General features: G+C 34.2%; 16 protein-coding genes and 1 tRNA gene. 8 read left to right on the top strand and 9 right to left on the bottom strand.

The genetic code is table 11. The annotated features are described in order from the left end of the window. Positions 1 to 324 precede the first annotated feature (324 nt). Positions 325 to 1,317, top strand: a complete 993-nt coding sequence (gene dusB / locus ABW637_RS04280; RefSeq protein WP_367583395.1) for a tRNA dihydrouridine synthase DusB — start codon at positions 325 to 327, stop codon at positions 1,315 to 1,317. A 35-nt stretch (positions 1,318 to 1,352) separates the two neighbouring features. Beyond that, complete coding sequence (locus ABW637_RS04275; RefSeq protein ID WP_367583394.1) at positions 1,353 to 2,075, top strand: YqjF family protein; 723 nt, start codon at positions 1,353 to 1,355, stop codon at positions 2,073 to 2,075. A 233-nt stretch (positions 2,076 to 2,308) separates the two neighbouring features. On the opposite strand, the gene ABW637_RS04270 is transcribed toward ABW637_RS04275, so the two are convergent. The 3 genes from ABW637_RS04270 to rbfA all read right to left on the bottom strand — a co-directional run bounded on the left by ABW637_RS04270 (position 2,309) and on the right by rbfA (position 4,421). After that, positions 2,309 to 2,740, bottom strand: a complete 432-nt coding sequence (locus ABW637_RS04270; RefSeq protein ID WP_367583393.1) for a hypothetical protein — start codon at positions 2,738 to 2,740, stop codon at positions 2,309 to 2,311. An 11-nt stretch (positions 2,741 to 2,751) separates the two neighbouring features. Continuing rightward, positions 2,752 to 3,954 (bottom strand): FtsX-like permease family protein, encoded by a 1,203-nt coding sequence (locus tag ABW637_RS04265; RefSeq protein WP_367583392.1) that lies wholly within the window; start codon positions 3,952 to 3,954, stop codon positions 2,752 to 2,754. Positions 3,955 to 4,028: 74 nt separating this feature from the next. Next, positions 4,029 to 4,421 (bottom strand): 30S ribosome-binding factor RbfA, encoded by a 393-nt coding sequence (rbfA, locus tag ABW637_RS04260; protein ID WP_367583391.1) that lies wholly within the window; start codon positions 4,419 to 4,421, stop codon positions 4,029 to 4,031. A 172-nt stretch (positions 4,422 to 4,593) separates the two neighbouring features. Between rbfA and mce the strand changes: the two genes are divergently transcribed. The 3 genes from mce (at position 4,594) to ABW637_RS04245 (ending at position 5,546) form a co-directional block, all read left to right on the top strand. Continuing rightward, positions 4,594 to 5,007 carry a methylmalonyl-CoA epimerase gene (mce, locus tag ABW637_RS04255; RefSeq protein ID WP_367583390.1) on the top strand — a complete coding sequence of 138 codons (414 nt, stop codon included), beginning with the start codon at positions 4,594 to 4,596 and terminating at the stop codon, positions 5,005 to 5,007. Positions 5,008 to 5,236: 229 nt separating this feature from the next. Beyond that, positions 5,237 to 5,482, top strand: a complete 246-nt coding sequence (locus tag ABW637_RS04250; protein ID WP_367583389.1) for a GIY-YIG nuclease family protein — start codon at positions 5,237 to 5,239, stop codon at positions 5,480 to 5,482. Continuing rightward, a tRNA-Ile gene (locus ABW637_RS04245) sits at positions 5,473 to 5,546 on the top strand. Before ABW637_RS04250 ends, ABW637_RS04245 begins: the two co-directional genes overlap by 10 nt. A 134-nt stretch (positions 5,547 to 5,680) precedes the next feature. On the opposite strand, the gene ABW637_RS04240 is transcribed toward ABW637_RS04245, so the two are convergent. The 5 genes from ABW637_RS04240 to ABW637_RS04220 all read right to left on the bottom strand — a co-directional run bounded on the left by ABW637_RS04240 (position 5,681) and on the right by ABW637_RS04220 (position 13,478). Further along, complete coding sequence (locus tag ABW637_RS04240; RefSeq protein WP_367583388.1) at positions 5,681 to 6,892, bottom strand: MFS transporter; 1,212 nt, start codon at positions 6,890 to 6,892, stop codon at positions 5,681 to 5,683. Positions 6,893 to 7,096: 204 nt separating this feature from the next. Beyond that, complete coding sequence (locus ABW637_RS04235) at positions 7,097 to 10,903, bottom strand: M48 family metalloprotease (protein ID WP_367583387.1); 3,807 nt, start codon at positions 10,901 to 10,903, stop codon at positions 7,097 to 7,099. A 623-nt stretch (positions 10,904 to 11,526) separates the two neighbouring features. Then, a complete protein-coding gene (locus tag ABW637_RS04230; RefSeq protein WP_367583386.1) occupies positions 11,527 to 11,799 on the bottom strand; it encodes a hypothetical protein in 273 nt (90 codons plus the stop codon). Positions 11,800 to 12,150: 351 nt separating this feature from the next. Next, positions 12,151 to 12,891, bottom strand: coding sequence for a tetratricopeptide repeat protein (locus ABW637_RS04225; protein WP_367583385.1), 741 nt, complete (start codon positions 12,889 to 12,891; stop codon positions 12,151 to 12,153). A gap of 5 nt (positions 12,892 to 12,896) precedes the next feature. Continuing rightward, on the bottom strand, positions 12,897 to 13,478 hold the full coding sequence (locus tag ABW637_RS04220; RefSeq protein ID WP_367583384.1) for an RNA polymerase sigma factor: 582 nt from the start codon (positions 13,476 to 13,478) through the stop codon (positions 12,897 to 12,899). 135 nt (positions 13,479 to 13,613) lie between these two features. Here ABW637_RS04220 and ABW637_RS04215 point away from each other — a divergent pair, with 135 nt between their 5' ends. Further along, a complete protein-coding gene (locus ABW637_RS04215; protein WP_367583383.1) occupies positions 13,614 to 17,117 on the top strand; it encodes a CHAT domain-containing protein in 3,504 nt (1,167 codons plus the stop codon). A gap of 241 nt (positions 17,118 to 17,358) precedes the next feature. Here the strand turns inward: ABW637_RS04215 and ABW637_RS04210 are convergent, their stop codons facing one another. Then, the gene (locus ABW637_RS04210) at positions 17,359 to 17,736 is read right to left on the bottom strand and encodes a hypothetical protein (RefSeq protein ID WP_367583382.1); all 378 of its coding nucleotides are present in this window, start codon (positions 17,734 to 17,736) and stop codon (positions 17,359 to 17,361) included. 673 nt (positions 17,737 to 18,409) lie between these two features. On the opposite strand from ABW637_RS04210, the gene ABW637_RS04205 reads away from it, so the two are divergent. Together ABW637_RS04205 and ABW637_RS04200 are read left to right on the top strand one after the other, a co-directional pair. Next, positions 18,410 to 18,565, top strand: coding sequence for a hypothetical protein (locus ABW637_RS04205; protein WP_367583381.1), 156 nt, complete (start codon positions 18,410 to 18,412; stop codon positions 18,563 to 18,565). 84 nt (positions 18,566 to 18,649) lie between these two features. Continuing rightward, positions 18,650 to 19,282 carry a hypothetical protein gene (locus tag ABW637_RS04200; protein ID WP_367583380.1) on the top strand — a complete coding sequence of 211 codons (633 nt, stop codon included), beginning with the start codon at positions 18,650 to 18,652 and terminating at the stop codon, positions 19,280 to 19,282. Positions 19,283 to 19,308: the final 26 nt, after the last annotated feature.

Genomic DNA, 19,308 nt, shown 5'->3' with positions numbered 1-19,308 from the left:
CTATTTTTTTTGGCGGGCTTAATCGGGCTATTCGCTGTATCTTTTTTCTTTGGCAAAAACCCTTCGACTACGCTTTGGGTGCCAAAGAAAAAAGGATGTCGCTTCTATCCCTGCCCGAATATATTCTTCAGGCTGGCCAATCCGTTACATTCGACTCAACTGAGTCAAAATCATTTAGTCTGCAAATATAATCGATTTTAGAAGGTTTATATCATTACTTTCTTATTATTTAAATCAATATGGTTTTACAAAAATTAGACCTCACAGGTCTTAGAGACCTGTGAGGTCTAAAAGAATTCGTATTTTTGACAAAAAAATACTGCTTTGGCTAAGATAGGAGACATAGATGTAGGAGAATTTCCGTTACTACTTGCACCCATGGAGGATGTGAGTGATCCACCATTTAGAGCATTGTGTAAAGAACAAGGTGCCGATGTGGTGTATACCGAGTTTATTTCGAGCGAAGGATTGATTCGTGATGCTGCTAAAAGCGTAATGAAACTAGATATTTACGAAAAAGAACGCCCTGTTGGGATCCAGATCTTTGGAGCCAACCTGGATTCTATGCTAAAATCTGTAGAGATCGTAGAAGCGTCCGGACCTGATATTATAGATATCAATTTTGGTTGCCCGGTGAAGAAAGTGGTGAGTAAAGGTGCCGGAGCTGGTATTCTTAAAGATATCGATCTTATGGTGTCGCTTACCAAAGCGATGGTAGAGCATACTAAATTACCGGTTACCGTAAAAACCCGATTGGGTTGGGATCATGATTCTATAAAAATTGTAGAAGTTGCCGAGCGAATACAAGATGTAGGCGCCAAAGCCATTTCGATACATGGCCGCACCCGAGCACAAATGTATAAAGGTAATGCCGATTGGAGACCTATTGCCGAGGTTAAGAACAACCCCAGAATGCATATTCCTGTATTTGGCAATGGGGATGTAGACACTCCCGAACGTGCCAAAGAAATGCGTGATCAATATGGATTGGATGGTGCTATGATTGGTCGCGCCAGTATTGGATATCCGTGGTTTTTTAACGAGGTAAAACATTATTTTAAAACGGGTGAGCATTTGCCTCCTCCCACCATAGAAGAACGAGTAATCGCAGCCCGAAGACACTTACAAATGGCTATTGATTGGAAAGGCGAAAAACTTGGCGTATTCGAAACACGTAGGCATTATACGAACTATTTTAAAGGCATCCCACATTTTAAGGAATACCGAATGAAAATGGTGACCAGCGATCATCCCGAGGATGTTTTTGCTGCCTTCGACGAAGTACAGTCTACATTCTCGGGCTTTGAGTTTGTGTGATTAGTTGATAACATCTCGTTTTATATCTCTTTTGAATGAATATTAAAAAAATAATACATTCTGTTGAGCATAGACCTTGGAAAATACCAGATAGAAACTGGAAATTTTATCAGGAATGGAATAATGCAGTATTCTTACACTGGCAAGTTGACTATCATGAATTAAGAAAGTTTGTTCCTGATGTTCTAGAAATAGATACTTTTGAAGGAAACCCTTGGGTTTCTGTAGTTGCATTTTCTATGGAAAAAATAAGACCCCATTACCTGCCTTATTTTCCTCCTATATCAAACTTTGATGAGATTAATATTAGAACATATATTAAATCAAAACATAAAACAGGGGTATACTTTTTGAGTATTGAAGGTGGAAATAAAATTTCGTGTAAAATAGCAAAAGGGATGTCTGGACTTCCTTACCGATATTCTAAAATGAATCGCACTCAGCAGATTTATACGTCAAAAAATTCAGGATTTGGGGACTCTCTTAAAATTGAATATACGTGTAAAGAAAAAGTAAACGCCACAACTCATCTCGACAAATGGTTAACAGAAAGATATGCTCTTTTTCAGGATTATAAAGATGTAATACATGAATTTGAAATACACCATATCGAATGGCCAATACAAGCACTCGAAATTAAAAAGTTATCGATTGACTATTCCAGATTTGGCACTCTGATTTCTGAAGTCCCGGACAAAACTCATTATTCTAAAGGAGTTCAGGTTATTGCCTGGGGAAAAGAAATACTGCATCCTTGAAATATAGGAGAAGTATAAGGGATTTGAGTTTACGTAAAGTTAGTGTGTAGTCTTTAACGGGTAATTGATCGTATCTAATTTTCGTGTATAGTCATCTATATATTCCCTCCTCGAGGAGGGTTAGGGAGGTGTCGCGTGAGGGATAGGAACTAGCTACCGTGTAGCGTGTATAGCCCGACCCGAAGTGTAACGTAGGGGCACGCCCAAATCTCATAAAAAATTCTAATGCAGGGCTAGTTCCAAAAAAATTGTACCTCCCTGTTGCAAATTATCTCATCACTATAATAATCCATCTTAAAATCATGCTTCCATTGGTATCGCCAATCTACAATACTTAATGTACTAAACACGATACAGAATCCGAAAAGCAACAAAAAGCCTCCCCATATCTTAGAAGCGAATTTATTTATCGGGATTTTTAAGCGTTTAATCCCGGCTTGAAGAACATATAGGATTACAGTCCAAAAAAGCATATTTCCTATACAACCCAATATGTATAACTCACCAGATAAAGAGTTTACCCAGGCATTATTTGTTCTATAAATAAAAGGGAAACCATAAAAATCGGGGCCTCCATCCTCGTATTGACATGTATATCTAAAAGAAACAAGGTCTAAAAAAACTAAAGCCGGGCTAAAAAACAAACTCCACAATACTTGTCTCATAGCGGCTTCATTTACTCAACTAATTTCTGATTAATTCTGCTGGATGCCAATAGTGAAGCTATAAAACCAATGATAGTGATCGTTAAAAAAACAACAACAAAACTTACTGCTGTAATGCGAGTAGGGTATGGCAATGATGGTGTAATCATCAACAGCCCAAATTGTTGTTGCAACACGATTAGGATAAACCCTAATAGCAATCCTAATAGCGTTCCTATTATGGTCATTAATGAACCTTGAAACAAAAATATCTTTCTAATATTTGGCAAAGAAGCTCCTACATTGTAGAGTGTCTTTACATTGTTTTTCTTATCAATTATCATCATGATAATCGCTCCGGCAACATTAAACAGGGCGATAATGGCAATCAACGTAATCACCAGGTAAGAAACCAGGTTTTCTGTATTGAGCATCTTGTATAAGGTATCATTGAGCTGCACTCTGTTTTTTATAATTACCTGTTGGTCAAAAATAGATTGAAGCTCCTGCACAATTACTTCTTCAGTCGCCTGAGGAGATAATTTAAGTTCTATGTGTGTTACCTTATCTTGTGGTAATTCGAGCAAAGTACGCGCTAGACCAATGGTAGAAAAAATATATTTTTGATCCAGTTCTTCATTTACACTATAGATACCAATATTAACGGCCTTTTCGGATCTAAATCCTTTAGAAGGATCGTTCGGAATGCCTTTTCCGGGTTTTACAACATAGATACTAAGAAGATTGGTATAGGCTTGTTCTACACCCATGCTTAGCTCTCTGCAGATTCCATTACCGGCAACTACCTGAAAATCATTATTTTTTATCCAATCTCCATAGGCTAAAATACTATCTGTCTGGATCACTTTATGGTAATTAACATCTACTCCTTTGATGTAGGCTGTTTTTTGTTTATCTCTAAACTCTAAGAAAACACGCTCTTCAACAATTTCAGAAAAATGGGCAACTCCTTCTAATTGACCCAGTTTTTTCTTTTGTGTATCATCGAAGGTAAATGTTTTTCCGCTTGACGGAAAAATTTTAAGATCCGGATCAAAATATGAAGAAAACTGAAGGCTAAAATCCTTAAGTCCTGCAAATCCAGATAACACTAAAAATAATGCCATTGCACCTATCACCACTCCCGAAGCTGCTATACCCGTAATGATATTAATTGCATTGCTGCTTCCCGGAGAAAACAAGTACCGCTTGGCGATGTATAAAGAGAAGTTCAAATTTTTATTTTGTGATAAAGATAAAAGAAATTGCTTGTATCCTTCACTACTTTACCAAAGTAAACCCATGGCGCCTATTTCTTTTTACGCTTTTCGAGAAGATCTGGGTTCTGGAGGGGGTTTTCTTCTCCTTTTACTGCTTTTTCGATATTCGAAATATACTCTAGAGAGTCATCAATAAAATAGGATATTTCTGGCATACGACGCAGTTGATTTTTGGTACGCTGCGCGACTTGGTGCTTGATTTGTGATTTTACAGCATTGACCTCTTTTAATACATTCTCTCCCTCTTCATGCGGGAATACGCTCATATATACTTTGGCAATCGATAAATCTGTAGTTACGCTCACTTTGGTCACAGAAACTAAAATCCCATGTACTCCAGCTTCACGTAATGCATGCTGTATTACATCGGCAACATCGCGCTGTAATACTCCTGCAATTTTTTTCTGTCTATTTGTTTCCATGGTGCAAAAATACATATTAATTGTACTTTTACGACATAGAGACAAAAGTATATTATGAAATGAGCCATAACAACTAAGTTGTAGTCAACTGAAATGTTCTATGGCAAATTTCATGCTTGTGCTGAGCATAGTCGAAGTATGACAGCTAAAAACAATTAAATAAAACGAACAGATGAATCATATTAATAAAATAGAACATCTGGGTATTGCGGTAAAAGATATTGATCGTGCCAATGCCTTATATGAAAAACTTTTGGGTGTACCCCCTTACAAGCAAGAAAAAGTAGAGAGCGAAGCAGTGATCACATCTTTTTTTAAGGTTGGCGAAAGCAAAATAGAATTGCTCGCCAGCACTAAAGAAGACGGACCTATCGGGAAATTTATTGCTAAAAAGGGTGAAGGTATACACCATATTGCTTTTGATGTAGATGATATCGAAAAGGAATTGGACCGATTAGAAAAAGAAGGATTTCAGCTTATTAATAAAACTCCAAAACCAGGTGCCGATAATAAATTAGTTGCTTTTATACATCCTAAAAGCACCAATGGCGTCTTGGTAGAATTGTGCCAGGAAAAACCAAAATAAGAGTATCAAATAAAACATAGGTTTTACATGCCCCTCACCCTCTTCAAAATGGGATTAAAGTACTTCTGGTTGTAAAGAATTTTGGATAATTAAAATTATAAAGAAAATGTTTGGCGTGTTTATATCAAATCCTTAAATTTGCCCTCCGTTTTAGGCTCCATAGCTCAGCTGGTTACCTACCTACCTGGCGGTAACGGCAGGCAGGGAGCACCAACATAACATAGTAATTATGTATGTTTACGTTCTTAGGAGTTTAAAAGATGACCGTTTTTATGTAGGTATGTCTCAAGATGTTGACAAACGTTTAAAAGAACATAACTTAGGAAAAACGCAAAGTACAAAAGGGTATCGTCCTTGGGAAATTATCCTAATCGAAGAATACCCAGATAGAATCACTGCTCGAAAAAGAGAAAAGTATCTGAAAAGTGGATATGGAAAACAGTGGTTAAAAAATAAATACAAACAGGTCCCATAGCTCAGCTGGTTAGAGCACCTGACTCATAATCAGGGGGTCCTTGGTTCGAGCCCAAGTGGGACCACTTTGTAAATCAAAGAGTTACGATAACAAAATTTCGTAACTCTTTTTGTTTTTAGACAATTCTTGAAAAATTTGCTCGGTTTAATACATGCTAACTTGCGTAGTTTGCCGAAATGTGGTTATGATTTGCTAGGATCATGTATCGTCTGTTGCTTTTTTATTTATGAAAATGTAAGTAATTAATGAAATGCTTATAACACTCATAATAATTATTCCGAGCTTTATAGAAAATAATGGGTTGCTATACAAGTTATCATTAAATAACCCTGCTATATAAGAGAAAAATCGAGTAGGAATAAATGCTAAACTGGTAACTATTGCTAGATACTTAGGGTTGGTATATTGAGTTAATATTGAATAAATTATTGGCGCAATATGAATTTCTGAAATACTTAATAATAGTAATGATATTAGATAGAGTATTAGATGTTGTTCTGAAGGGGTTTCAGGAATAAAAAAGAGTACTCCAAAAGAAATCGCGCCAAATAGAAATCCAATTGTCAGTTTAATAAATTGGTTATTATAAAAAAAGGACCAAACAATGATCCCAATAATGCTTATTGGAATAAGAAAAACTGAGTTTAAGGATGACCAAAGACTTTTTGAGATATTTAAAGTTGAAACTTCCCGAAACTTTATCTCTAGGTCATAAAACCTAATACCAGATATTTCGTAAACCGTCCAAAACAAAGCAACCAGAACAAATGCAGTTAAAACTTTTAATATTTTTTGAGTAATATGAGTGTCTTTTTCTACTATTTGTATGTTATCGGTTTCCTTGGAGATTAGTAGAAAAATTATTGAAATCAACATTAGTATTCCAGCTACTATAAATCCGTAGTTCCACCAATATTTTTCGCCCAAATATCCAATTAGAATAGTGCCTATAAAGGCTCCAATATTTACAGCTAAATAAAATATTGTAAATCCTGAATCCAAAAGTTTGGTCTTGCTTAAATAGAGTTGTCCAAAAAGAGAAATCATATTAGGCGTATAAAACCCTCCACCTATTACAACAAGAACAATTCCAATATACAATCCTGTCATTGAAGGTATACAAAAACTAAAAGCACCCATGGCCTGTAAAATACCACCTAGAATTATTGATTTTTTATTTCCAATAATTAAATCCCCAAACAAAGCTCCTAGTATCTGTGAAAAAACAATTGAAGCCGTAAGCCAGCCATAAACACTTAAAGCTTCTTCTGTTGGCATTTTTAAGCTTTCTCCGATCATATAAAGGACCAGTAATGAGCGTAATCCGTAATACGAAGCTCTCTCAAATAGTCTTGAACATGCGTATATAAAAGTGTATTGGTTATGTGTTTGATTTAATATTCTTTCCATTTAATTTTGTTTGCAATTACTTACAGCCCTAGTGGCATGTGTTGTGGCAGGGCAAATTGTTGTCAAAAATTGACATACCTATTTTGATTTTACATTTTTTGATCTTGATTGGTTATAATTCCATGTTTAGAATCAATTGTTTCCTTGAAGTCTACTATATCTGATTTGGGATCTCGTAAAGTACTTCATTACTAAAATATAGAGTTAATCTCCTAAATAGGGCCTTTCATGAGCTAGTAATAAATCTTTAGCAAGATTTCTCCATTTTAGAGGAGCCTTTGATCCCGAAATGATATAACCCACGGCATACATATGACCTTTAAAATAAAGTTGTTGCCTCTTAATAATACTTTCTGCGGTTTTATAATTATCTGATGTAACAGCTTTAATAAAATCATTAAGATCTTTTAAAGTTACTCCCATAGTTTCTATGTCGCTTTCATATCTTGAATAATTCTTATTCTCCAAAATATCAAAAGCTAATGAATACCAAATGGTAGAATCATTAATTCCATCTTCAGTTTTCATATCTCTAGCTTTCTCCTTAAGTTCTTCAGAAACACCTTCTGATACCGCTAAAAAACGAAGTATATATGACGTATTAGCCTGATAATCTTTTAGAAAGTCATATGATTCTGTTAATTTCCCTTGTGTTTTCAGTACATGTGCATAACCAAGATCACCACTTACTTTACCTATTAAACCATTATCTATTTGCAAATAATAATCCAGGTCACTTGAAGTAAATTTTAGTTCTTTTTCTATCAATTCAGTACTCGCCATTCTTCGAACCTTTTCTGCATGAATAGCTAATGTTCCTTTTAATCCATTAATCGTTCCTGCAGTATTAAAAGCATTTAAACTTTTTTCCCATTCTTCATTTCGAGCATAAATAAATGCTGAGGCATATGCCAGCCAAGGGTGTTTATGCCACTTTTCATGGCCTTTAACAAATGTATTGTCTTGATATTCGGAATCTCCTAAACATCTAGTGTTCAAATAATATAGATCAGCATCCTCAGAATTCTGGGCAAAAGATTCACTTATTTGTTTACATATTTTATCTCTTTCTTCATCGGTGCTAATATCCATCTTTGCCCTTTTTGACACCATATCATTTCCAGTTCTAGAAATTCGCTGATCAAGAACAACTCGAGGATTGTCTGAGTAGGTCAATAAATTTATCCAAGTCAATATATTATCGCTTTCTGATGAATCCCATCTAACATGAGTTTCAATTAAGTTTTTCATTTCAATTGAATCTTTCACCACCGAAAGCATATCATATGGCGCAATATCGCTATAAGCAACAAGAACATCTTTTTTAGATCCTTCAGAAGCTCTATCTGGTGGGGTTGTTAGAACATAATCCGCACTACTACTTAACCATTTACCTGCACCAATATTTCTATTGTTTGGAACACCACCAAAACTATTTCCATAATAAACAGTGTATTCTAAGAAAACTCCTGCGCTTGCAATATTATAAATAAACTCTTGCCCTGGGGAGCCTGTGGTTCCTCTGAAATTTTCAATTTCTTCTCCGGTAGAACTTTTGGTGATAATATTATAATCTGTGTTATAATCTATTGAAATAGATTTATTCGAATTCGATAGTATTTTCAACTTACCCACTCCAACCACATCTACAACAACATCAGTTCCTAAACCATTATAAACCGTTAAATTTCCAGACTGCGTAAAGCTACCTAAAAATAATGCTCCCCCTACCAATAGGATAGATACAGCAAACTTTGTTGTAGCTCCAAACAAACCTTCTCCCATCATAAATCGATCCCAGAATTTTAACTTTCTTTGGATAGGTCTTTCTGTTCCAGGCGTCAGTAATTTATAGGATTCAGGTGTTTTAATCTCTGTAGAGAAGTGCCTAGAAATTGGTGTCTTATTCAAAAAAGATTCTCTTATATACTCCTCAACATCTAACAAGTGTTCTAGCGACGAATTTCTCAAAAAATTGAGGCCTTTTAATGCTACATTAGCCCAACCTTCAATAACTTTAGACCATTCATTAATGTTTTCTTTCGTAGGAGATTCTAATTTGAATTCTTCAAAGAAATCCGAATAACTGTCCTTATCTGAATTTCCTAAAAGCTCTTTATTTAATTGAATGTTTTTACTTTCTTGAAACGCAGATCGAATTGATTTGAAATAGTCACGACCCACATCTAAAATATTAACAAGCTCATCTGAACTCACATTACCATCTGCCAATGATATTGAAAGGACATTATTGTACTTAGTAGAAGCGTCGTTAATATCTGCTATTGAGTGCTCCGAATAATGCACAAGGGCACTTAGAGATTTTAAATACTGTGCCAAACTATCGTTATGCATTAATGCTACTTTATGATGAACCGAACGGCAGAGTGTATCGTGTGCTTTTAAGTCATCTATGATTGCTGTTTCCTCTTGCTCTAGTTTCTTAATAACTTCACTTACATCTTTTCTTTTAATTTTCTCTCCTCTATGCCATATTTCTCTTTTTTCAATAGTTATAACTTCATTGAATATCGCTTCTAACGAAGCGATTTCTTCATTGATCTCTTTAAAGGTTTCTAATTTTTCTGCAAGTTGCTTTCCATATATTAAATCAAACTTTGAAACTAGATTACTCTCTTTTATATCTTGAGAATACATTTCTTCGATATTCTTGAAATTAATGGTAACGAAGCGATTCAAAAAGTTCGAATTATATTTTGGATTCAGGAAAGTCCAATCAAAGAATCTCGTATTCTGAAATTCTAACGACGCCTCATCAGTTATCATTTCCGTTTTCGCTCCACTTGTCGCAATAAGCTTTGCAGTCATTTCTAACTCATACTTTCTAGAATCTGATAACAGGTCCTCTGCTGGTCTGTCATCTATTTCGGCAGAAATGTATGTTTTTTTTGCATTCGCTTCTCTATCCTTATCAGCGGGATGTGTAGACCACATCTTTGGAGGATTATATGCTCTATTACCAAATACTCTATTTGACCCAGGGCTGTTAGTAACAACTTCTGGCGATTTGCCATAAGAAGGTTCATTTAGTACCCAGGACATTTTTTTTATATAATTGGTTTGTAATTCATATAAATTATAGATTGCTTTTCCGTCATTTAACTTCTCGTCAACAGCAGCTATAGCCTGATCATATGCTTCATCAGCGGCTTGTAATCTGGATAATGCATGAATCAAAGCATCACTACCCGTTAAAGAAACTGCGACTAAGTCTGCCTGAAATTCCATTTCTCTTGACAATGCTCTTTGAGCTATGGTTACAATACTAAAACAAGTTTCGATTAACGAACGTACAGCCCAAACCAATATAGATAAAATCCATCCTATCCAAGATATACGAATATCAATGCTCGATATACCAGCCAAAAATTTATCAAATATATCTCTCTTATTAATAATTTGAACGGCTATTTGCTGTGCTACATAAACGTATCGGCCTAACAACATAGATCGCTGTGCAAAATGACCAAATTCATGTGCCAGTACCGCTTTTAATTCTCCTAAGCTTAAAACATTCATAAGACCTAATCCTATCTCTAAGTTTTTTTTAGAAGGTATTATCAAATTGATGATAGAAAGATCATAGGATACACTTGCATTTACTCTTGGTGAAAGAAAAACTTTATGAGGCCTTGGTGCACCAGCTTCATCTGCTAATTTGTGTAAATAATCAAAAAGTAATGGTTCTTCCTTTTGTGTGACATATTTTTCTAAAGGATTCTTTTCTTTCTTATTAAAAATAAAAAGAGACTTAATCATAAATAAACAAAGAAAAGCATATCCTCCCGCCAATACATAGTGCCAAAATGTATCTCCATCTAGAAATGAGTAGTATGCTAATCGACCAAACCAGATTATCAAAACAACGTAAACAATAACAAAAAATAATAATCCTAAAATAGACAACCAAACATGTTTTTTAAACGAAGAAGTTGGGTTAGTAAAGCCTTCAGGAATATTTTGAGGGCCTTTTGAATATAAACTTGTCATATTAATCTTGTTTATTGATCAGCAAATAGAAATTTCAAATTAAGCGAAAAATTGCGAATTGAAAACAATTAGCACTAGCTCTATTAAATACTATAAACTATTTATCAATTATTTTTAATAAAAAATTAAGGCAAATGTAAAGCATCTCAGTTTCAAAAAATGACACTGAGATGTTTTTTAAAAAAACATAAATTCAATATCTCCTAATACTCTCTTGATATTTAGCAATTTCTCTACCATCGGGTTGGCCTTTCTACAACTTTTATCTATGCTCAACTTCTCTTTTATCATTACCCCTTCTCATTCTTTTCTACTTTTTATTTTATATTTGAAATTTAAAATCCTCCTATACCGAAGTATAGAAGGATTTAGGGAATTGCAAAAAATCAGCTAATTGCCGAAAAAAATTAAGGGGTAATGTACCGCCTTGTAATCCGTTTTTCTTCCTTGCCATAGTCCTACCCACGCTCGAATAGAAAAACGGATCTTCCCATAATATAACCATGTCTAAAGTTATACTACGCTTTACGTATTATAGGGCAATATTAGAGTATCCTAGTTTCATTTTTCGGGACTGAGAATTTTTTTTTCAAAAAAAATTATAGCTGTCATCAGCATTAACTTTATGCCTTTCTTATTAGCAGCTCATTAGAGGGCAACTCTCTTGTAAAAAAACCAATCGTAAACCCTACTGCTTGTTCATATACAAAGCTTTGGATGCTAAAATCGTATTCTATGGGAGCATCCAATTGTTTCATTACTTTGATAATACGGTAAAGCTTGGTTTTTGAGATCCCTAGTCTGTAGGCTAATTCATCTGGCGATCCTGTAGCCTGCATTCGAATCAATTGATCGATTCGCTCTATAAGCTTAATCTGTTTAATAATAACATTCATAATTCTTTCCTTTACTTAATACTTCTATTAATCAATATTTACTTGTGGGGTACATAGGTGTATGTCAGGAAAAAAATAGTTGTTACCTTGATTGTTACTTTTTTTTGAAAATGCTTAAAAAATTGTCCTTTGCAAGCTATTAGTCATTCTGTTTTTATAGAATGAGATTTAAAAATGTTCTGTGCTACTTGAAATTATAAGCTCGAAGTCTCCTCTCCCTCTGGGAGAGGATTAAGGTGAGGGGGTATTACGTTAAATCCCCTCATTACTGAAACAAGTTCAGCACTGGCTCTAACCTTCTCCCCAAGGAGAAGGAACTGTAATCACTTAAACTTATGTTGGTATAAAACCTTACTCTGTTAATGCGTTTAGCAATCGAACCGCATTATCTTTATACACCCCTTTATATTCGATAATTTCTTCGAGGATTTCTTTGGTTTTTTGGGTGTTTTTTAATTTCAAATAGGCCAGAGACAGATACCATCTCGAAGCTTCGTAGTATTTACTTGTGTTCAGGATATTTTCGAATTGAAGTATAGCGCTTTGTTCTTGATCGGTATTTAGGTAACTAGTACCAAGGTATACGCCAAGTTCTTTTTGACCTACAAGATTGGTGTCTTTTTCGAGCGCTTTAACTACTTTACCATACGCTCCTTTATTGTAGTTGTTCATAACACTTTGTAAAGCAGTATTCTGCTCTCCCCGAGTGATGTCTTCTGCCGGAAAAGGAACGTAGTGGGCCGCATATAAATTACGTAGTTCATCTGTGGTATCGATCGTATTCCATAATAATGTCCCCACACCTAATAACACAACAATGGTAGCTGCAATTCGTAATGGTGAGGAAAATAGGGTTTTAGTGAAAGAAGATTCTTCTTTTTTAACCTCTTTACTCACTTTTATCAGTTTTTCTTTAATCTCTAAAGTCTCTTGATCACTTAGCGTATGGTGTATGGCTTTATGTTTTGCAACTTCTTTTTGTAGCTCAGAATCATCAGCCATTTCGTTCTCAAAGATGACGACCTCATCAGCAGATAATCTGTTTGTAAGATACCTTTCTATTTTTTCAAATATTTCTGGTGTTCTTTCCATAAGCCCTATTTGTTTTCAGAAGTTAGTTGCAACTCCTTGTATATTGGATCCTGCTCGATCATTTCGATCAGGTGTTTTTTACATTCAAACTTCTTCTTTCGGGTATACCCTTCGGCATATCCTGTGATTTCTGCAATCTCTTTCATGCTTTTGCCCTCAAAAAGTAACTGCAATACTTCGCGACACGTATCGCTTAGGTTAACAAAATGTTTACGATACACATGTTCACGTTCTTTATCTTCTATTTCTTTTAAGATAGAAGCTTCTATTATTTGGGTATCCTCTGGTATCTCTTCTGTAACCACTAGTTTTCTGTTTTTGCGCAATCTGTTTCTCCAAATATTTTTAGACACTCCATAAAAATAGGTAGACAAAGGTGATCGAAGCTCTAACGAACCTGTTTTTAATTTTTGATATATAAACACAAATGCATCCTGAAAAACATCCTCGACATCATCCTCGTTACCCGAGTTTTTTAGGATATACTGTCGTATATACTTGCGATTTTTTTTATAAAACGCTCTAAACACAGCCTCATCGCCGGCAACAATACCTTCTATAATGTTTTGATCATCGGTGTTACTCATAAGTGTATGTAGGCTCTTAAAAGATTGTTACCTTGTATAAGTGTTAATGTAACCATAAAAGTAACATTTTTAGTTTCTTTGCTATACACATTAAAGGAGAACTGTTAAAAAAGATATCTACAACTCTATAAGCCTATGAAAACACGAAAAATTATAATACTGCTAGTAATTATTGTTGGGTTTTTTACCTATTCAACAAATGCCCAGGTTGCGACTGATACGTTGTTGGCTTCTCAATATTATAAAAAGGCAGATTCATTTTTAGAAGATAGAAAGTTGGACAGTTCTATCGTATATTTTAAAAAAGCATTACCTGTTTACCAAAAGGCTAAAGCTTGGGACAGAGTGGCTGGTTGTTACAACAAAATTGCGTCGAGCCAAAGATATAATAGTAAGTATAAAGAAGTCCTGTTGAATACAGAAAAGGCTTTAAAAATTAGCTCTCAGTATTTAAAAAATAATAATAGAGAAGAAGCATATGCTTATGATAATCTAGCATTATATCATGAACATAGCACCTCTGATTTTAACAATGCATCTATTTATTTTAAAAAAGCATTACAAGTTCGTAACAAGATGTCACCTAAAAATCACGAAGATATTGCTTTATCTTTCATTAGAATGGGAGATTTAGATCTTAGACAAGGATTTATGGAAAATGCGTTAGAAAATTTTAATAAATCTTTGACAACATTAATAGACGCTTTTGGCGAACATAATGCTATCACGTGGGATTCATATGAAAGAATTGGTAAGGTATATAGAGAGTTGGGTAAGTTTAATGAAGCTTTAACTAATTATGAAAAGGCATTAGAAGTCACAAGAAAGAATTTCGGAGAAAATCACCCCAAAACTGCCTATATGTATTCTACCTTAGGTGTTACCTATCGTGCAATAGCGGATTATATAAAATCAGAATTTTATCTAAAAAAAGCATTAGAATCTAGGGTTAAATTCTATGGAGAAAAAAATAGAAGTGTAGCGTTCTCTTATTACTCTTTAGGAATATTAAATAAAAATATTGGCAAATACGAATTGTCAATTAATTATTTTTCAAAGGCGCTCAAATTATTTATAGAATTACTTGGGGAAAATAGCACTCAAGTTGCCAACACTTATTATGGTTTAGGCTTGTTCTTTCTTGAAAAAGATTCAAATAATATTGCTTTAGAATATTTTCAAAAAAGCGTTTCGATATTTAAACAAAAAAACAAAAATCATCCAAGCCTTTGCGTTGCTTACAATGCTATTGGAAACTGTTTTAAAAATACTGGATCTTATGAGCAATCTTTAGAATATTTTAACATGTCTCTCACTCTTGCTACCTTAATTTATGGAAAAGAAAATTTTAGAGTTGGTTCGGCTTATCAAAATATTGGATTCGTTTATAAAGAATTGGAGAACTACGATGAAGCTCTTACTTTTTTAGAGAAAGGAACACTTATTATGAAAAATAGTTTTGAAACAAACCATCATAAAATTACAATGGGATATCGTAATATTGGTAATATTCTAAAAATAAAAGGAAAATATCAGGAGTCCTTACAGTATTTTCAAAAAGCTTTAAATACTCAGATTAATAAAAATGATGATACTGCATATACTTTTGATCAAATTGCCTTATTAAACCAAGAAATTGGCGAATATGGTGAAGCTTTGGAATTCTTTGAAAATTCTTTGAAAATACGTCAAAAACTATTTGGTATTAATAATTCATTAGTTGCCAAATCATATAATCTAATAGCTAACTTTTTTTTAGAGCGGAAATTATATCAAAAAGCATTAATAAATTATGACAAAGCTATAATATCTAATACTAAACTTGATACTCTTAAAAATAACTTAACCAACCTAAATCAATATTATAATAATATAGTCTTATTGACTACACTTCAAGGTCAAGCCAAAACCAATAAAAAAATATACCTAAAAAGTAATGATTTAGCCTATCTTAAAAATGCGATCAGCATCTACCAAAAAGAAGATGCCCTAATCAATACTATAAGACAAAGTTTTACCAACTATCAAGATAAAGTAACCTTTGCTAAACAAGCTAAAGAAGTATATCAAAGAGCGATTGAGGCACAATTACTATGGTATGAGGCAGAAAATGATCAACAGGCTCTAGAAAAAGCCTTTTATTATGCTGAGAGAAGTAAAGCCAATGCCTTAAAAGAAATGCTAGCCGCATCAAATGCCAAAAACTTTACAGGCCTCTCTACCGATCTTATCACTTTAGAAAAAGAACTTAGAATTAATAAAGCCTTTTATCAATCTAAAGTCACAGAGGAACATTCAGAAAAAGATGCGGATTCATCGAAGATCACCCAATACGAAAACAAACTCTTTGAGATCAATCGAAGACAGGATTCGTTAACCGAGGTGTTAGAAAAAAACTACCCTAAATACTACCAATTAAAATATCAAAATGATATTGTATCGGTAGGTAAGCTTCAGCAACAACTTAATGAGCGTACTACCGTAGTAGAATTTTTTACGTCCGATAGTATCACCTATGCCTTTACTATTACTAAAAACACAATTGCTATAAAAGAATTAGCAACTCCTAGCTTAGAAAAAAAAGTAGAACAGTTTAGAGATGCTATCACCTCAAAACATGTGGGCGATTTTAAAGCATCGGCTCATCAATTGTATCAACAACTCATTGCTCCTATAGCCGATCAATTTGTGGGAGATGAGTTAATCATCATCCCTGATGGACCACTATGGCATCTTAATGTTGAGCTATTGCTTACTCAAAATAAAGACTCTAATAATCCTAAAGATTTGCCGTATTTGCTTCATGATTATGCGATTAGTTATGCCAACTCAGCAAACCTGTTGTTTACCAATCATAAAGACGCTCAAAAATCTAAAAAACAAGAAGAATGTTTGGCCTTTTCATTTACAGATAGCACTAGCGTTGTTGATACCAAAACCATGAGTTTGGCAACATTGCGTGATGCCGGAGATGACTTGCCAGGAACCCGAAAAGAAATCAAAGCTATTGCCGAGATTATCAATGGACAATATTACTTCGGGTCTGAAGCCATAGAGGTCAATTTTAAGAAAAATGCAGGTCAATATAATATTCTACACCTGGCATTGCATGGCGAGGTAGATAACGAACGACCAGAGAATTCTAGGCTCTATTTTACCAAAAGCAAAGATACTATAGAAGACAATTTGCTATATGGTCATGAGCTGTTTGCTCTAGATATCCCTGCAGAGCTTACGGTACTGAGTGCCTGTAACACGGGATCAGGTAAAATCGCCAAAGGAGAAGGGATTATGAGTTTGGGTACTGCGTTTCAGTATGCTGGGACAAAAAGTTTACTCTTAACCAGTTGGGAGGTATCGGATCAAACCACACCAGAACTCATGAAATACTTCTATACCAACCTTAAAGCAGGGATGAATAAGGCGAAAGCGTTACAGCAAGCTAAACTACAATATTTAAAAACCGCCGATATTAATCGTACTCATCCTTTTTATTGGGGTGGATTTTATCTGGTGGGGGATGCTGCTGCTATACCGTTTAGTGATTATACTTGGTGGTATTGGGTATTAGGATTGGTGCTATTTGGGATTTTGTTTCTGGCTATGTTTTGGTTTAGGAAGAGAAAACACGATTCATAAATACGTCTTACAAAATGGATCCCAGATCAAGTCTGGGATGACAGTTTAGATTTCTGATTTTATTTAAAAAAGCGTCACTTCGAGTGATTTTTCGCAATAAAATGGAGAAAAATTGTATCGAGAAGAGCTTTTGAATATAAAAATTTACTAGTCTTCGATAGTCCTGCTGAGCGTGTCGAAGTACAATTCCGATTACCATCGGAATCACTCAGACCGACGTAAATTTTCTTTAAACACCAAACTACACCAACTTAATATCTTCCTTGAACAACATATGAATATACTCGGCATGTAAATTCGCATTTTCTTTACTCTCTAAACAATGAAACAATAAATGAATCAGTCCATAATCGCCAAGGCTATCTCTATACTCGTGTCTTTCTTTATTTTTTACCCACATGATAAAAGAGCATAAATGACCTATCTCTCCTATTTTTTGAGGATCCTTTAAACATTCGCGAAACGCATCTAACTCCATCAAAGCATACTCATTATACTTTCGTTTACAAAAATTATAATCAAAGCTATGCTTATAGGATTGCAGCTTTCGGTTTTGTATTTCATAGTTAATACCACTCATAACATTAAGATTCATTTGCATTAGGTACTTTATCATCATAGTCATCTACTTGAGGCTAGCATATATTTTGCAAAACACATGCCAAGACTTTAAAAAACTTCCTTAATAAAAAGCTAAAAACTCTTAAATTTTAAAGAAACTATGAAGTATACTGATTTGGAATAATTCCATAACAAAAATACAAAATTTGGAATAATTCCAAAAATTTATTTTGTACTTAGTGTCATAATTTTCAACTGCATATTAGATATCCATATGCCTTTCGGCTTATCAAAACGCCCTTAAAACCTGGGTTCGATATAACGTTCAAATTAATCAAAATCCTTGTCATCCTGAGCTTGTCGAAGGGTCGATACAGTTTTTCTCCATTTCATTATGAAAAATCACTCAATTTAACGGCTTTTGTACTAAAATTACTTGTTTTCGATACATTTTTGCTATCACAAAAACACTCAAACCGACGTAATTTTCTTATGTCAAACTCAGGTTTCGAGGCTTTATCCAGCGAAAACACAAAAGCATTTAATACGTTGACCTACAAATAAGTAACTTATGTTTTTCTTTACTCTTGTTAATAAAACCTAATAAGTTTATTTTCAAAAAAAGAGTTTGCCTATTACATTTACTTCAGAATTTGATACAATCTGGTATGTTTTTTGGGGAAAGAACTATCGGAATGAAAAATTGGGAAATACAAATCAAATTATAAATTATGCAGTATAAAGTAATTGATGCAAAAAGCCAGTATTTTGGCAAAGTATTGGATTTCGAATCCTGCTCTACATTGAGTGATTTAGGAGGAGTACTCTTAAAAATAGGAAGAAACAGAGTTTCACTGTTTAAATTTAATGAAGTAGAAATGGTATAACTACCTTTCTGCTTCTTTCTCTACCCCACTCTTAGTACTTTCTACTTATTTTAAGATTAGAATACAATACATATCGTTAACAACATGAAACGATTATCCATATATGTAGTATGCCTATTCTGGATGAGCAGTAGTTGCCAGAACCAGGTAGCTATTGAGGATATTAATGTGATTCCTGTTACGTCTATAAAAGATCAGAAATATGCAGATGTATTTTCAATATTGGATGGAGTCTGGAAGGGACAATTCTTAATCTTTGAAGATCAAAAGCGCGTACCAAAAAACGAAATTGATCTAAAAAACATTGCTTCTACCAGCCTACAAAAAGAAGGGTTGCAACAAGTAAACAGCATCAATGTAGAGCAGATATATACTTCAGAAAATCCTTTTTTTCAAAGAGTGACTATTACCGATAGCTATCCAGATACCGGGCAAAAAATTGTAAGTAAAGGCGTAAATAAAATTCAAGAGGGTCGCATGTGGTGTGTCGTACAAAAACCCGATGAAATGGTTATTCATAAAGGTAATACCGAAGGAGAAAATACGATTATATGGTGGAGAAATGAAAAATCTCCTCAGAGAATAGAATATTTTAAAGAAACGGTTTCGAAAGACTTTTACGAAATCATTGGATGGGGATATTATCAAGGCGACGACACAAAACTATCTCCCAAACTTTGGTTTTATGCCAAGTATGAACGGCAAAACAAAGACTAATTAAACCATATCTCTCAACCCTATAA

Source organism: Aquimarina penaris, assembly GCF_040786285.1.
GTDB lineage: Bacteria > Bacteroidota > Bacteroidia > Flavobacteriales > Flavobacteriaceae > Aquimarina.
The sequence above is the reverse complement of the archived record's forward strand: the minus strand, read 5'-3'. Positions and strand labels throughout refer to the sequence as shown.